Below are 14,701 nucleotides of genomic sequence, written 5' to 3' on the forward strand. Positions count from 1 at the left end.
TTATATGCCATTAAAGAACACCCTGAAAGTACAAAGGGCTATGTTAGGGATAAACCAAGCTAAATTAGGTCAAATGGCTGGGGTATCAAGGCAAACTATCAGCCTAATTGAAAGAGGTGATTACAATCCCTCAATAACCTTAGTGCTTAAGTTAGCACGATTATTTGATGTCACAGTTGAAGAGATTTTTTGCTATGAGGAGGATGGAAATAATGAATAAGAAAACCATATTTAAAATGATACTTTTATTGGTGATTAGTAGCATAGTTGGAGCACTTTTTACACTTGGGTTATTGAAATTAAATGAATCAGAATTCATGAGTATTGGAGGTCAAGTTGGGAATTTTTTTATAAATAATACTGTAGAATTACATTTAGGATTAATTATATTCCTCTACTTCCCAGCAGTATATTTATATTTTAGAGGAAAGAAATGTTATAGCCAAATAAGTAATATATCAGATGAAGAAATTGATGAATTTGAAAAAGTCGGTTCTAAGTCTTTTGATTTAGCCATGTTAATAACCAATGTATTCTTAATACTTAATTTTATGTTGTTTGGAATGACTTTCAATAAGACTAGCAGTAACTCCAATATAATGATATTTCTATTTATGTTTAGTACCATAGCAGTTTCAGTTTTGAATATAATTACTATAAAGTATATACAAAAAAATGATAATAGATTAAAAGGTGATCCAACTTCATTTAGATTTGATAAGGAATTTTTAGAAAGTTGTGATGAAGCTCAGGTGTCAAGAATTTATAAGTCTGGGTATCGTGCATTTCAATTCTCAAAAAACGTATCATTAGGGTTTGTAATATTTACTATATTACTCAACTTTACCTCTAATACTGGCGCATTCCCAGTATTCTTGAGCTGTATGATTATGTTAATACAAGTAACATCGTATAATTATTATGCTATGAAAAACGAAAAATAATCAATGATTAAGTGAAGGTACAATCATAAGACAAATACGAGTGGGGGAGGGTTTAGGTGAGTTCAACGTGGATTGCGATATATATGCCATTCTTTATACTATTATTTCTTGTTTTACCACAACAACGTGAAATAAAAAAATCAACAATTCTAAAAATAAAGAAAAGGAAGGGGTTAATAATTATGACGAACGAGGTAATTAAAAAGTACATAGGAAAAACATGCAAGATATCTACAGGGTCATTTGGTAGAGAAGTAATTGGGGAAATAATTGATGTAAATGAAAATTGGATTGAGGTTGAGACTAAAAAAGGTAAGGAGCTTATAAATGCTGATTTTATACAAAGTATTAAAATAAAGCAATAAGTACATTACCAATAATACATTTATTTGCAAGTCCCCCCGAGCCAAGAATGTAACTTCTAGTTATAACAGTTTTCTAATAGGTATTTGTATTTCAGATACATATTCATTTTCAGAATCTGAAAAGTCATAATCTACTATATTTTTTTCGATAGAGTCTCCCAATATTTCGTATCCATTTTCTTCAATCCATTCAATAAGAACAGTATAGTGATTTTCGATATTTTTATAGGGTCCTAAAAAAACAACACAAGCAAACTCATTTTCTGGAATCGTTATCAAATCCAACTCTATTATATTTTCAGTTGACAAGATTTCGATGAAATATTTAAATTTATTAAAATTTCCACTTGTCATGTTTTCTCTTGAAAGAGAAGTGTATACTTGACCTTCAATAAGCCAGGAACTGAGCTTTAAATACTTTTCGTTTTTTTTAACGGATTCTTTAAGTTCGTACTCGTCTTTACTATCTTTAATGTCTAGAATCACCCCAATTCTTTGCGGCAAGCGCTTTATCTTTACAATATTCAGCTCATGTTTTATATTTCCGAGTAGCTCAAGTTTTGTATTTATTTTGTTTTTTAAATTGACTAATTTATTTATTTTTACATCAATTTCCTCTTCCTTATTTTTTAGTAAGGTCATTAAGTTATTTGTATTTTTATTATTCATATATTTTTTAATATCTTGTAATGAAATATCGAGATTTTTAAAAAATAGGATTCTGCTTAGTTTGAAAAAATCCCGAACACTATAGAATCTGTATTTATTTACAACATCACAATTAGGTTTTAAAAGATCGATTTTGTCATAATGCCTTAAGGTATCTGTACTTATATTAAAAAGCTTGGCTAATTCTCCAATTAAAAAAGTATCCTTCATAATTATGTCACTTCCATTCTATAAATATTAAACTACTTATCACTATTATTATAAACCATAAAGTAATATTAAAGCTATTTAAAAAAATGTTGTGCAAAAAGAATAATAATACCTATTGACATTAGAGCTAGTCCAAGGTTTATGATTTGCTTAGATGAATTTTAATGATTCTATCAATAATATTACAAAAGGGGAATACTATCATGAGCGGATATAACGCAGTATTAGCAAGAAATACGGAAAATGCTCCAAAAGGTATCGGTCCATATTCACAAACGGTAGCTTACTCTCATTACAATAATCTTTCAGCTCAATTACCTATCGATCCGAAATCTGGTGAATTGGTAACTGGTGGTGTAAAAGAGCAGGCTGACCAGTGTTTTAAAAATATCAAGGCAATTGTAAATAGCATCGGCCATGTTATGAGCGATGTTGTTAGAATCACTGTATTTGTTAAGAATATCAAAGATATTGATGCTGTAGACGAAGTTTATAAAAAATTCTTCACAAGCTATGTTCCTACACGGACTATAGTCGCAGTTGCAGCTTTGCCTATGAATGCTTTGGTGCAAATTGATGCACTTGTTACAAACGGCGAAGGTACAATTCCAAACGCACCACAATCAGGCGACCTCATAAAGCTTACAAATAACACTGCTAATGCGCCAACAAGTGCTCTATCTACGCAAGCTGTAGCTTTTTCTCATTACAATAATATTTCAGCACAATTACCTATCGATGCAAAATCTGGTAGACTTATAGTGGGCGGTGTAAAAGAGCAAGCTGGACAGTGCTTAAAGAATATTAAGGCAATTTTAGAAAGTATCGATGTTCCTTTTGACGATATTGTTAAAATTAACATATTCCTTAAAAACTTCTCGGATATTGAAGCCGTAAATGAAGTTTATACAACATTTTTCCCAGACTCAGCTATCGCAAGAGCCGTAGCTTATGTACCTGCACGGACAACAGTTGCAGTTTCAGCTTTACCTATGGATGCTTTGGTACAAATTGAAGCAGTGGTGTCACACGGAGATGGTACACCACCACAACTTGTTGAAGACAGACATGGACTAATTATAGAAGCAAACAATACGGAAAATGCACCCAAAAGTTCACTATCTACACAAACTGTAGCTTTTTCTCATTACAATCATATTTCAGCTCAATTACCTTTAGATCCAAAAACTGCTGATATGGTAGCGGGTGGTGTAAAAGAGCAGGCTGGACAGTGCTTAAAAAATATCAAGGCAATTATAGAAAGTGTCGATCACGTTATGGATGATGTGGTTAAAGTGAATATCTTCCTTAAAAATATTGTAGATATTGATGCTGTAGACGGAGTTTACACAACATTCTTCCCAGGCGGTGTTCCTGCACGAACAATGGTTGGAGTATCAGTTTTACCTAACGATGCTTTAGTGCAAATCGATGCAGTTGTAGCAAATGCTGAAGGAACACCTCCACAAGCATAATAGGCATTTGTTTGAAAATACAGGAACTATCAAAGTTACTTGTTAATGATGAAGGTGAATGCGAAATTGTATATCATAATCATAAAAAGGGGCTGTCTCAAATAAAAATTGAGGCAGCCCCCCGTTTTTTAACAGCGTAGCGAATATGATTATTTTGTAATATTTGTAAAAAAGCAATATACCTTGCGATAAAGTCTTTTATTTTCTTGTAAGTGGTTTCTACAATAAATATCTTTTTTATAATATGCTTATGTGATATTATTTATAATGTTAGGTAATATAATCTATCTGTAAAAACTCATAATTTTAATATATTGAAAGGATGTGATCTTTATGCAATTTTTAGTTACTGCTTATGATGGAATTGACGAAGAATCTATTGAAAGAAGGCTTACCGCTAGAGATGAGCACTTAGCGCTTGTGGAGTCTATGTTTAACAGTGGAACACACTTGTATGCAGCTGCTATAACGGACGATAATGATAAGATGATAGGTTCAGTTCTTATAGTTGACTTTCCTTCTAGATGCGAGCTCGATGAATGGCTTAAAGTAGAACCATATGTACTGGGAAAGGTTTGGGATAAGATTGAGATTAAACCTTGCAAGGTAGGCCCTATATTTTTAGCGTTACATAAATAGAGCGCAGTCTCAAAAAAGCTCTAGACTTTTTGATTTTAAGTCTAGAGCTTTTTATTTTTAATTAAAAAATGAAAATCCATAACTGGAACTTGCATGTATTTTGACTTTTCGCTCAATCTGTTGGGGAGTTTTATGAGCGTAGCGAATATACTATTAAAGGAATTTAAAAGTTAATATAGAATTATAGTTTATGACTGATTAAATAAAGTTTGAAATTGTTAAGTAAATATTATCTAATAATATTTATTTTCAAAATTAAATTTTGTTAATTAGGGTATAATATACAAGAAAATAATATTTAGGAGGCGGTAAAATGAAAAAAGTCATTATTTATTCAACAACTACATGACCATGGTGTACAAAGGTAAAGGATTACCTAAATTCTAAAAATGTACCCTATGAGGATTATAATGTTGGTAAAGACCATGAAAAAGCAATGGAAATGGTTAACAAGTCAGGACAACAAGGTGTTCCAGTTCTTGATATTGAGGGACATATTGTAGTGGGCTTTGATCAAAAAAATATTGATAATTTACTAGGATTGTAATAATGAAAAAGATAATAGGGCTTGCCTTATTATCTTTTTTAAAGTAAGGGGTTCTTTATTGGTGAAGCAACAATATATTTAAGTGATGATAATTTAGGATAAAATATAAATTAAATATAGGTTAAGAAGTGGGGTGCACAAAATGAAAATTATAGATTCAGAAATTGAATATATTAGTGGGAACGTAAATGGGCTAGTTAATGTAGCTAATATGGACAGTAGCTTTATTTTTGATTTAAAGTATGCAACAAAAGATAATTTTACTAAAACAGAAGTATATCCATTGAAAGTATGTGTTCTCCAGAGAGAAACAGCATTGAAATTAATAAGTGCGAACAATGAATTTAAAAAACTGGGATATAGAATAAAAATATGGGATGCCTATAGACCAATGTATGTACAAAAAATTTTTTGGGATATTGTTAAGGATGAAAAATTTGTAGCAAACCCTAAGAATGGTTCAAGACATAATAAGGGTACTGCAGTTGATATAACTCTTGTTGATGATTTAGGAATAGAACTTAAAATGCCTTCAAAATTTGATGACTTTTCTGACAAGGCTTGCAGAAATAATGAAAGTATGGATGAAGAAGAGAGAAAGAATATTAATTTGCTAACAGAAGTTATGAAGCGACATGGCTTTATAACAATAGATAGCGAATGGTGGCATTTTGATGATATTAATCACTATAAATATGAAATTACTGACATAAATCTTGAACATTTTCTTACATAATAATCGTATAAAACGACTTTATTTTTTATGATTAATCAGCTTTTTAATAATCACACTATTGCAAAATATGAATATTTTTTAAGCATATATTGCAATTGAGCTGAATTAGTGTATAATTACTATAAATATAGTTCTTAAGATGTTAATTGAGTATTGCATTAATAGCAGGATAGATTCATAAACTAATTGTACTATATAAAATAAGGGGGGCAATAAAATGAAAAAAAAATCTGCAATAAGTTTTTTAATGGTTCTACTAAGTATTATTATAATTAGTTCTTTTACCGGTTGTTCAAAAGAAGATACCACAAATTATTTAAAGGTTTCAATGAGTGCAGACCCTGGAACCGCTGATGCTCAAAAAACTACAGATTCTTATGCACTTCCATTAAATATTTTTGATAGGCTTGTGGAAATTGAAACAACTAGCCCAGGTCAATCTAAATTGGTTGCGGGACTTGCTGAGACTTGGGAAGCTTCTACGGATGGTCTGGTATATACTTTTCATCTAAGAAAAAATGTTAAATTTCATAATGGTGAAATATTTAAGGCAGATGATGTATTATATACATTTGATAGAATGCTAGATCCCAAAACTAAAGCATTAAACACAGATTTTTTAAATATGATAGCAGGTGCCAACGATAGATTAGATGGAAAAGCGACATCAGTTAGTGGACTTAAGGTAATTGATGATAACACAATACAGATAACAATAGAAAAACCCTTTGGACCATTTCTTGCTAATTTAGCAACTCCTGCAGGGTCCATCTATAATAGAAAAGCTACAACAGAAGCCGGAGATCAATTTGGGCTAGATCCTAAAAAAACAATTGGAACAGGACCATTCATGTTAGAATCCTGGAAATTAAATGACAGCTGTATTGCTGTTGCATTTAAAGATTATTTCAGAGGTGCTGCAGAAATTGAAGGAATTAATTTTAAAATAGTTCCCGATGTAGAAACCGAAAGAATGCTTTTTGAAACTGGAGAATTGGACATTTTTGATTGTGACAATGCAAGATCACAAATACCATATTTTGAGGGTAGTGATGAATGGAAGAATCAAATTGTTAGCGGCCCAAGAGTTGGTGTATACTATTATTCAATTAATCAGAGTATAAAACCTTTCAATGATGTTAGAGTTAGAAAAGCTATGCAAATGGCTATTGATAGGAAGACAATTTTGGATAAGCTTTATTATGGAAAGGGTAAAATTGAAAATGCAATTATGCCTCCAGGACTTTTGGGATATAATCCTGACGTTTCACCAATAACTTTTGATGTTGCGAAAGCCAAATCCCTACTGGCAGAAGCAGGATTTCCAAATGGGTTTACTATGGATATTGCAATGGTAACTGATAGTTCAAGTGCATTAAAGATAAATGAAGCGGTTCAATCTATGCTAGCAGATATTGGAATAAAAGCTAACATACTTCAAAAGGACTCAGCAAGTTATTATGCTGAAAGAAAAGAAGGGAAACTACCAATGTATCAAGCAGATTGGTCTGCAGACTATAATGATCCGGATAACTTTATATATACTTTTTTCTCGGAAAAAAATTCAGTAGCAAGATCATTTAATTATAAAGACGATGACGTGTTCGCTAAACTTGACACTGCACGTTCAATGGTCAATCAAGAGGAAAGAATTAAACTTTATCAAGAGCTTGAAAAGACAATTGTTTCAGAGGAGGCAGCTTGGATACCACTTTTCTCACTTGATCATTTATTTGTTGTTCAACCTAGGGTGAAGAATTTTAAAGTATCTTGGAATGGTTGGAGTAACATGCCGTATTACAGTATTACTCTTGAAGGAAAATAGTTTGCTTTGGGCTATCTTTTTTAAGATAGCCCAAAATTTTTAATGAATAATAAAAAACTATCCAACAGGGGGGGATTTAATGTTAAAGTACATTATAAAGAAAATTATATACTCTATTCCTCTTTTACTAGGAATATCACTTTTGACATTTGTTTTGCTTAACGTTGTTCCAGGGGATCCAGTTGCACTTATGATGAAAGAACATGTAAGTCCAGATGTTATAGCACATGTTAGAGCCCAAATGAACTTAGATGATCCAGCATATATAAGATTTTTTAGATTTATTTTTAACGCATTAAAGGGTGACCTTGGAATATCTTATAAATTAAATCGTCCGGTAACTTCACTTTTGATTGGTGCCTTTCCAAATACACTAATTCTAGCATTAAGTGCTGCGGTGGTTTCATGGGTAATAGGAATTCCTGCAGGTATATTATCGGCAGTTAGAAGAAATTCATTTGCAGATAATTTTGTTATGGGTTTTTCATTACTTGGCGTATCAATGCCAGTATTCTGGGCAGGACTAATTTTTCAATATATATTTGCAGTGAAACTCCGTATACTTCCGGTTTCGGGGTTTAATGGTCCTCAATATGTTATTATGCCTGCAATTGTACTTGGTTGGAGTGCGGCTGGTACAATAGCAAGACTTACAAGGTCTTGCCTCTTAGAAGTTATGAGAAATGATTATATTCGTACTGCAAGAGCCAAGGGTCTTAATGATATAAAAGTAATTGTTGGACATGCATTAAAAAATTCAATGTTGCCAGTTGTAACAGTTATGGCACTTCAGGTAGCTGGACTTCTTTCAGGAGCAGTTATCACCGAAAGCATATTTGGTATACCAGGTATTGGACGTATTGCGGTAAATGCAATTCAGACTAGAGATATGCCCCTACTGCAGGGGGCTGTTATGTTTACAATATCTTTAGTTATAATAGGTAATCTAGTTGCAGATATTTTATATGCTTATTTGGATCCAAGAATTAAATACAATTAATAGGGGGTGCAAGTGGACATGATGGGTAAAATGATTGAAAAAGATACATTAGAAGAACTAGATGACTATGAAAATGAGAATGCATTTAAAGAATTCTTTAAATCTATGAAAAAAAATAAATTAGCTGCGGTTAGTGGAATAGTAATTATTTTGGTGATATTAATGGCAATTTTTGCACCAATTATAGCACCATATGACCCTTATAAAGTCAACTTGAATAATCAATTTTTAACGCCAAGTCTGAAACATTGGATAGGGACAGATATGTATGGAAGAGATGTTTTGTCTAGGATAATATATGGAGCACGTATTTCTTTGATGATCGGACTTGTTCCCACCTTAATTTCAATGATAATAGGAACTATTCTTGGAATTATATCTGGATATTATGGTGGTAAAATAGATTTTATTATAATGAGTGTTGTTAATATGGTTCTTGCATTTCCATCGCTACTACTTGCAATGGTGGTTATGTATACTTTAGGTGCTAGCTTAATTAATATATTTATTGCGTTAAGTATCGTTGGATGGGGGGGCACAGCTAGAGTTGTTAGGGCTCAAACCTTATCCATTAAGAATAAAGAATTCATTGAATCAGCAAGGGCCATTGGTGTTAAGAATTCCCTTATTATGCTAAAGCATATTTTCCCCAATTGCATACCACAACTACTTGTCCTATTTACCTTAAATATTCCACAATCAATATTATCAGAGGCTAGTCTAAGCTTCCTAGGAATTGGAGCACAACCTCCTGCATCAAGTTGGGGACTTATGGTATCCAATGGAAAGGAATTTTTATTCAATGCACCTTGGGTTGCCATATCGCCAGGTATTGCTATTTTAATCTTTGTTCTTGCATTCAATTTCTTTGGCGACGGATTAAGGGATTCAATTGACCCTTATTTAAAACAATAGAGTAGGAAGGAGATAATATTTTGGAAAATATTGAGGAGCTTCTTAAAATAAATAATTTAAAAACCTATTTCAATACTGATAAAGGAATAGTACCTGCTGTAGATGGAGTAAGTCTAAGTGTTAAGAGGGGACAAATTATTGGAATTGTTGGGGAATCAGGGTGTGGAAAGAGCGTAACTTCACTATCAATTTTAAAGCTAGTTTCGGAGCCTGGCAAAATCGTAGGCGGTGAAATAATTTTTGAGGGTGAAGATCTTGCAAATAAAACTATTAAAGAAATGCAAGGAATTAGGGGAAATTCAATTTCTATGATTTTTCAAGAACCAATGACCTCACTAAATCCAGTTTATACTATTGGGAAACAGGTAGCTGAAGCAATTCTAATTCATAAAAAAGATATCACAAAGGCGCAAGCTAAGAAAAGTGTAATTGAAATGTTTAAGTTAGTTGGTATTCCAGAACCTGAAAAAAGATTTAATGCATATCCTCATCAGTTGTCGGGTGGTCTTAGGCAAAGAGTTATGATTGCCATGGCATTGATTTGTCGCTCAAAGCTTCTCATTGCAGATGAACCAACAACGGCGCTGGATGTTACAATTGAAGCTCAGATATTAAATTTAATGAAGAAGCTTCGTGATGATATAGGCACTTCAATAATAATGATTACTCATAATCTGGGGGTTGTTGCGGAACTTTGTGATTACGCATATGTTATGTATGCTGGCAAAATAATGGAACATGCTGAAATTTTTGAATTATTCAAAAATCCCATGCATCCATATACGGTTGGACTGCTTAAGTCAATTCCAAAAAAGGATGAAGATTTGGAAAGAAAAAGATTATATTGCATAAAAGGTATGGTTCCCAACTTATTATCACTTCCAAAGGGTTGCAGATTTAGACCAAGATGCGAAGACGCAATGGAAATATGTGCTGAAAAAGAACCAGAAATTATTGATATAGGTAATGAACATAAGGTTAGATGTTGGAAATATTTATAGTAGGGGTGATATTGTGAATAACGTACTTGTAAAAGCTGTAAATGTTAAGAAATATTTTTCAGCGGATGGCGGAGTTATAAACAAAAAAAATGCAAAAATACATGCAGTAGATGATGTAAGTTTTGAAATTTATGAAAGAGAAACACTTGCACTTGTTGGAGAGTCTGGGTGTGGGAAAAGCACTTTAGGTAGAGCCCTTATTAGACTTCTCGATATCACAGAGGGAGAAGTCTATTTTGAAAACCAAAATATTTTTAAGTTAAAAGAAGCTGAAATGAGAAAACTTAGAAGGCAAATGCAAATCATTTTTCAAGACCCATATGCCTCATTAAATCCAAGAATGACAGTAAAAGATATAATAATGGAGCCAATTCTAACGCATAAAATTTTCAAAGGTAAGGATGCGGAAGATAGGGTTTCGGAGTTGTTAGAGCTTGTAGGTCTTAGACATTCATTTATGTCAAGATATCCGCATATGTTTAGCGGTGGACAAAGACAAAGAATTGGAATAGCAAGGGCGCTGGCACTAAATCCTAAATTCATTGTGTGTGATGAACCTGTTTCTGCTTTAGATGTTTCTATTCAATCACAAATAATAAATCTTCTTGAAGATTTACAAGAAAAGAATAATCTAACATATCTTTTTATATCCCATGACCTTAATGTTGTAAATCATATTTCAGATAGAGTTTGTGTTATGTTTTTAGGGAAAATAATGGAAATGGGACCAACTAAGGATGTTTATAAAAATCCAATTCATCCATATACAAAATTTTTAATTGCAGCCGCTCCAATACCAGATCCGAATACAAGATTTAGAGAAAAATTAATTCTAGAGGGAGACATTCCAAGCCCTATAAACTTACCATCTGGTTGTAGATTTCATACAAGATGTCCATATGCGAGAGATATATGCAAAGTTGAAGAACCTGAAATAAAGCAAATTGGTAATCGTACATATTCATGCCATTTCCCATTACAATAGGAAAAAATTTTATGCCAGTAAGTGTGCCTTAAGAAAGGAGTATTTTATGAATAAACCAAAAGCATTAAAAATAGGAGATACAATTGGCCTTGTAGCACCCTCTGGAGCATTAAGACAGGATGATGTACTTGAAAAATCCATCAAAGTACTGAGGGAACAAGGATTTAATCTAGTAATAGGAGAAAGCTGCGGCAAAAAATATGGATATCTTTCGGGGAATGATGAGATAAGAGCTAAAGATATAAACAGAATGTTTGAGAATAGTAATATTGATGCAGTTTTCTGTTTAAAAGGTGGTTATGGAACCCCAAGAATTCTTGATAAGTTAGACTATGATTTGATAAAACAGAATCCTAAGATTTTCATAGGCTATAGTGATATAACTGCAATTCATATAGCCCTAAATCAAAGATGTGACCTCATTACCTTTCATGGTCCTATGGCTGCTTCAGATATGATAGAGAATTTTAATGAGTTTTCAAAAGAAAGTTACCTTAATGCAATAACTTCTATTAAACCTTTAGGACAAATGAATAATCCAATAGGCTTTGAGATTAAGTCACTGGTACCTGGAAAGGCTAGTGGTAAAATAGTAGGTGGAAATCTATCATTAATTGCAGCAACAATTGGGACTCCCTACGAAATAGATACAAAGGGTAAAATTCTATTTTTAGAAGACATAGATGAATTTACTTATTCTGTAGATAGGATGCTTACTCAGCTTAGACTTTCAGGAAAGCTTAAAGATTGCACGGGCATAATTTTAGGCGATTTTAGAAATTGCTTGCCTCAATATGAAGATTTTGATCTTACACTGATTCAGGTATTCAATGATATTATAGTGGAAGCTAAAAAACCCACTATATATAATTTTATGGCAGGTCATTGCACTACTAAGATTACAATTCCTCTTGGTACAGAGGCTTTACTAGATGCTGATAGTTGTACTCTTACAATTACAGAAAGTGCGTTGAAATATGCAAACTAATAAAACTTCGACACTATTTGGGTACTTCTATGGGTCTTTGCGAGGCCTTGGCTGAGCTTGATATTAAATGAGTAGATTAGAAAGAGATGGAGCCATCAGATATATATCTGATGGCTCCATTTCTTTAGATGTATATTAAAATTATATTCAATTAAAGGGGGACTTTAATTAAAAAAAATCAATTGCTTTCTATGTACTTATAATAACAATTCTATGTGTCATTGAAGTGACAAAACTAAAGATTAATTGTAAATAAAAAAAATGATTTTAAAAGATTTACTGGGATTGAAGCTTCTCTAAATTTTCAACATTTATTTACAAGAATGGCAATCTACATAAAGGTATGTGGGAATTAATGTAGAATTATAGTATGTGTGAAGTTAAATATTTAGAGTGTGTCTATTTATAGATGACTTAATATTATTGGAGCTAATAAGAAATTAACGCTGCAGCTAAAAAGGGGATAAGTATGGTAAATATAAAAAAACATTTAGGTTTTCTTTTAGGGTTAATGCTTATATTCAGTTTAATTGGCTGCTCAAGTACACCTGAAAATACTGTACCAACATTTGCGATTCAAGAGGCACAGAAAAACATCATACCAACAGTGACCACTCAACAAGTAGACGAAACCAAGAATATAACTATAGAAGCATCTAAACAGAAAGAAATTACAGATAGTAATGATAATAAAGCTATAACAGGTCAACTTAAAGTTCATTTTATAGACGTAGGCCAGGCAGATAGTATATTAGTACAACAAGGCAACTCAAGTATGCTTATTGATGCGGGGAATAATGGTGATGCCCAAGTTGTTAAAAATTATTTAGATAGTCAAGGAGTTAAATCTCTTGATGCCGTAATTGGTACTCATGTACACGAGGACCACATTGGAAGTATGGCCTATATTATCGATTCATTTCAAGTAGGGAAAGTGTTCTTTCCAAAACAGACGTCAACTACGAATACTTTTAAAGATTTTGTAAGTTCGGTCAAGAATAAAGGACTAGAATTAACGGTGCCATCAGTAGGAAGTACATTTAAAATAGGTGATGCGACTGTTACTATATTATCACCTAATGGAGCAGACTATGAAGATGCGAATGATTACTCTATAGTTGTAAAAGTTAATTTTGGAAATACTTCATTTCTATTAACTGGAGATGCAGAAGCTGTTTCAGAAAGTCAAATGTTATCTAAAGGTCTAGATTTATCGGCAACGGTACTTAAAGTAGGACATCATGGAAGTGAATCTTCTACAGGACAAAGTTTCTTAGATAAGGTAGATCCTAAGTATGCTGTAATAAGCGTTGGTAAAAATAACAGCTATGGACATCCTACACAAGAGACTATGAGTAGACTAGAGGCTAAGAATATACCAGTTTATAGAACAGATGAAAATGGAACAGTTGTTGCTACTTCTAATGGAACTAATGTAAGCTTTAATGTGACTCCTGGTAGTTATAATGCTGCTGATTCTACAAGTGTTAGTTCAACATCTAATTCTCCAGCAATTGTTCCCCAAACAACTATTTTACCTAATACAGAACAGCAGTATGTTGACGCTAAAGGTGCCGGACTTATAAAAGGGAATGAAAGCTCCAAAATCTATCACTTGCCCGGCGGTTCATATTATAGTAGGACAAAAGCTGAATTTTGGTTTAAGACGGAAGCGGAAGCGCAAGCAGCTGGATATAGAAGATCATCTAGATAGGAGTTGTATAATACATGAAAGTTATTATTGATAGGTTTGAAGGTAATTTTGCGGTATGCGAAAAGGAAGATAAGCAAATGTTAGATATTAAGAAATCTAAAATCCCTATTGTAGCTAGAGAGGGAGATGTTCTTAATATTACTAATGATAAGATAACAATAGATTTTGAAGAAACTAAGGAAAAACGTAGAGAAATTGAAAAATTAACTGAAGATTTATGGAAGTAAAGAATAACTCCATTGGCTAGCGTGCCCTGATAACAGTTGGCTTTTGCCAATGACCATTTACGAATATTTTCGGTGTTATATGGTGCCTTGAGACCACTAGATTTAATCCAACCTTATAGGTTAGAGATGGGAATTAAGCTAAAACAGAATTTGTATTTAGCAGATAAAAATATATGTTGCAGAATCATTCTGAAATCTAAAATAGAGACAAAGGTTTTAAAAAGGAGGTTAAATAATGAACTTAAAGAAGATCCATCATGTAGCAATTATTTGTTCCAATTACGAAATATCTAAAGAGTTTTATGTTAATATTTTAGGGTTGGAAATTATTAGTGAAGTATATAGAAAAGAGAGGGAATCATATAAGCTAGATTTAAGCGTTGGAGGGAATAACCAAATAGAATTATTTTCTTTTCCACAATCACCTAAAAGATTGAGTTATCCAGAAGCAAGAGGACTAA

At 32.5% G+C, this 14,701-nt stretch carries 18 protein-coding genes and 1 pseudogene; 18 read left to right on the forward strand and 1 reads right to left on the reverse strand.

What is annotated here, in order from left to right; all coding sequences use genetic code 11:
- The first annotated feature begins 4 nt into the window (after nucleotides 1-4).
- Genes JJD95_RS09485 through JJD95_RS09495 form a run of 3 tightly spaced genes read left to right on the forward strand, consistent with a single transcriptional unit; the run spans nucleotide 5 to nucleotide 1,309 of the window.
- Complete coding sequence (locus tag JJD95_RS09485) at nucleotides 5-220, forward strand: helix-turn-helix transcriptional regulator (protein ID WP_291642707.1); 216 nt, start codon at nucleotides 5-7, stop codon at nucleotides 218-220.
- The gene (locus tag JJD95_RS09490; RefSeq protein ID WP_291642709.1) at nucleotides 213-944 is read left to right on the forward strand and encodes a DUF3169 family protein; all 732 of its coding nucleotides are present in this window, start codon (nucleotides 213-215) and stop codon (nucleotides 942-944) included. The genes JJD95_RS09485 and JJD95_RS09490 overlap by 8 nt, the downstream gene beginning before the upstream one ends.
- Nucleotides 945-1,000: 56 nt before the next feature.
- Nucleotides 1,001-1,309, forward strand: coding sequence for a hypothetical protein (locus JJD95_RS09495; protein ID WP_291642711.1), 309 nt, complete (start codon nucleotides 1,001-1,003; stop codon nucleotides 1,307-1,309).
- Between the two features lie 60 nt (nucleotides 1,310-1,369).
- Here the strand turns inward: JJD95_RS09495 and JJD95_RS09500 are convergent, their stop codons facing one another.
- Nucleotides 1,370-2,188, reverse strand: a complete 819-nt coding sequence (locus JJD95_RS09500; protein WP_291642713.1) for a MerR family transcriptional regulator — start codon at nucleotides 2,186-2,188, stop codon at nucleotides 1,370-1,372.
- A 203-nt stretch (nucleotides 2,189-2,391) separates the two neighbouring features.
- Between JJD95_RS09500 and JJD95_RS09505 the strand changes: the two genes are divergently transcribed.
- The 15 genes and pseudogenes from JJD95_RS09505 to JJD95_RS09575 all read left to right on the forward strand — a co-directional run.
- Nucleotides 2,392-3,663 (forward strand): RidA family protein, encoded by a 1,272-nt coding sequence (locus JJD95_RS09505; RefSeq protein ID WP_291642715.1) that lies wholly within the window; start codon nucleotides 2,392-2,394, stop codon nucleotides 3,661-3,663.
- An 11-nt stretch (nucleotides 3,664-3,674) separates the two neighbouring features.
- Entirely contained in the window at nucleotides 3,675-3,803 is a 129-nt protein-coding gene (locus JJD95_RS09510) for a hypothetical protein (protein WP_291642717.1), read from the forward strand.
- Between the two features lie 193 nt (nucleotides 3,804-3,996).
- On the forward strand, nucleotides 3,997-4,302 hold the full coding sequence (locus JJD95_RS09515) for a YciI family protein (protein WP_291642719.1): 306 nt from the start codon (nucleotides 3,997-3,999) through the stop codon (nucleotides 4,300-4,302).
- Between the two features lie 313 nt (nucleotides 4,303-4,615).
- Nucleotides 4,616-4,849 (forward strand): glutaredoxin domain-containing protein, encoded by a 234-nt coding sequence (locus JJD95_RS09520; RefSeq protein ID WP_291642722.1) that lies wholly within the window; start codon nucleotides 4,616-4,618, stop codon nucleotides 4,847-4,849.
- A gap of 142 nt (nucleotides 4,850-4,991) precedes the next feature.
- On the forward strand, nucleotides 4,992-5,585 hold the full coding sequence (locus JJD95_RS09525) for a M15 family metallopeptidase (protein WP_291642724.1): 594 nt from the start codon (nucleotides 4,992-4,994) through the stop codon (nucleotides 5,583-5,585).
- Between the two features lie 217 nt (nucleotides 5,586-5,802).
- The gene (locus JJD95_RS09530; protein ID WP_291642726.1) at nucleotides 5,803-7,410 is read left to right on the forward strand and encodes an ABC transporter substrate-binding protein; all 1,608 of its coding nucleotides are present in this window, start codon (nucleotides 5,803-5,805) and stop codon (nucleotides 7,408-7,410) included.
- A gap of 79 nt (nucleotides 7,411-7,489) precedes the next feature.
- Nucleotides 7,490-8,410, forward strand: a complete 921-nt coding sequence (locus tag JJD95_RS09535) for an ABC transporter permease (RefSeq protein WP_291642728.1) — start codon at nucleotides 7,490-7,492, stop codon at nucleotides 8,408-8,410.
- Nucleotides 8,411-8,428: 18 nt separating this feature from the next.
- Nucleotides 8,429-9,325 carry an ABC transporter permease gene (locus JJD95_RS09540; protein ID WP_367114799.1) on the forward strand — a complete coding sequence of 299 codons (897 nt, stop codon included), beginning with the start codon at nucleotides 8,429-8,431 and terminating at the stop codon, nucleotides 9,323-9,325.
- Nucleotides 9,326-9,345: 20 nt separating this feature from the next.
- Complete coding sequence (locus JJD95_RS09545) at nucleotides 9,346-10,326, forward strand: ABC transporter ATP-binding protein (protein ID WP_367114798.1); 981 nt, start codon at nucleotides 9,346-9,348, stop codon at nucleotides 10,324-10,326.
- A 13-nt stretch (nucleotides 10,327-10,339) separates the two neighbouring features.
- The gene (locus tag JJD95_RS09550) at nucleotides 10,340-11,311 is read left to right on the forward strand and encodes an ABC transporter ATP-binding protein (RefSeq protein WP_291642730.1); all 972 of its coding nucleotides are present in this window, start codon (nucleotides 10,340-10,342) and stop codon (nucleotides 11,309-11,311) included.
- A gap of 46 nt (nucleotides 11,312-11,357) precedes the next feature.
- Nucleotides 11,358-12,299, forward strand: coding sequence for an LD-carboxypeptidase (locus JJD95_RS09555; protein ID WP_291642732.1), 942 nt, complete (start codon nucleotides 11,358-11,360; stop codon nucleotides 12,297-12,299).
- A gap of 469 nt (nucleotides 12,300-12,768) precedes the next feature.
- The gene (locus JJD95_RS09560; RefSeq protein WP_291642734.1) at nucleotides 12,769-14,013 is read left to right on the forward strand and encodes a ComEC/Rec2 family competence protein; all 1,245 of its coding nucleotides are present in this window, start codon (nucleotides 12,769-12,771) and stop codon (nucleotides 14,011-14,013) included.
- Nucleotides 14,014-14,027: 14 nt separating this feature from the next.
- Nucleotides 14,028-14,240 carry a DUF3006 domain-containing protein gene (locus JJD95_RS09565; RefSeq protein WP_291642736.1) on the forward strand — a complete coding sequence of 71 codons (213 nt, stop codon included), beginning with the start codon at nucleotides 14,028-14,030 and terminating at the stop codon, nucleotides 14,238-14,240.
- A 36-nt stretch (nucleotides 14,241-14,276) separates the two neighbouring features.
- Nucleotides 14,277-14,381, forward strand: a pseudogene (yaaA, locus tag JJD95_RS09570) (peroxide stress protein YaaA); the annotation flags it as partial.
- Between the two features lie 94 nt (nucleotides 14,382-14,475).
- Nucleotides 14,476-14,701: VOC family protein (locus JJD95_RS09575; protein WP_291642738.1), on the forward strand; the 226-nt coding region annotated here is incomplete at its 3' end.

The organism is Clostridium sp. (genome assembly GCF_016650035.1).
GTDB lineage: Bacteria > Bacillota > Clostridia > Clostridiales > Clostridiaceae > Clostridium_AD.

Excerpts from the sequence above, each read along its gene's own strand:
- JJD95_RS09485 (WP_291642707.1), top strand. The coding sequence starts at position 5 with ATGCCATTAAAGAACACCCTGAAAGTACAAAGGGCTATGTTAGGGATA.
- JJD95_RS09490 (WP_291642709.1), top strand. The coding sequence starts at position 213 with ATGAATAAGAAAACCATATTTAAAATGATACTTTTATTGGTGATTAGT.
- JJD95_RS09500 (WP_291642713.1), bottom strand. The coding sequence starts at position 2,188 with ATGAAGGATACTTTTTTAATTGGAGAATTAGCCAAGCTTTTTAATATA.
- JJD95_RS09505 (WP_291642715.1), top strand. The coding sequence starts at position 2,392 with ATGAGCGGATATAACGCAGTATTAGCAAGAAATACGGAAAATGCTCCA.
- JJD95_RS09515 (WP_291642719.1), top strand. The coding sequence starts at position 3,997 with ATGCAATTTTTAGTTACTGCTTATGATGGAATTGACGAAGAATCTATT.
- JJD95_RS09525 (WP_291642724.1), top strand. The coding sequence starts at position 4,992 with ATGAAAATTATAGATTCAGAAATTGAATATATTAGTGGGAACGTAAAT.
- JJD95_RS09530 (WP_291642726.1), top strand. The coding sequence starts at position 5,803 with ATGAAAAAAAAATCTGCAATAAGTTTTTTAATGGTTCTACTAAGTATT.
- JJD95_RS09535 (WP_291642728.1), top strand. The coding sequence starts at position 7,490 with ATGTTAAAGTACATTATAAAGAAAATTATATACTCTATTCCTCTTTTA.
- JJD95_RS09540 (WP_367114799.1), top strand. The coding sequence starts at position 8,429 with ATGATGGGTAAAATGATTGAAAAAGATACATTAGAAGAACTAGATGAC.
- JJD95_RS09555 (WP_291642732.1), top strand. The coding sequence starts at position 11,358 with ATGAATAAACCAAAAGCATTAAAAATAGGAGATACAATTGGCCTTGTA.
- JJD95_RS09560 (WP_291642734.1), top strand. The coding sequence starts at position 12,769 with ATGGTAAATATAAAAAAACATTTAGGTTTTCTTTTAGGGTTAATGCTT.
- JJD95_RS09565 (WP_291642736.1), top strand. The coding sequence starts at position 14,028 with ATGAAAGTTATTATTGATAGGTTTGAAGGTAATTTTGCGGTATGCGAA.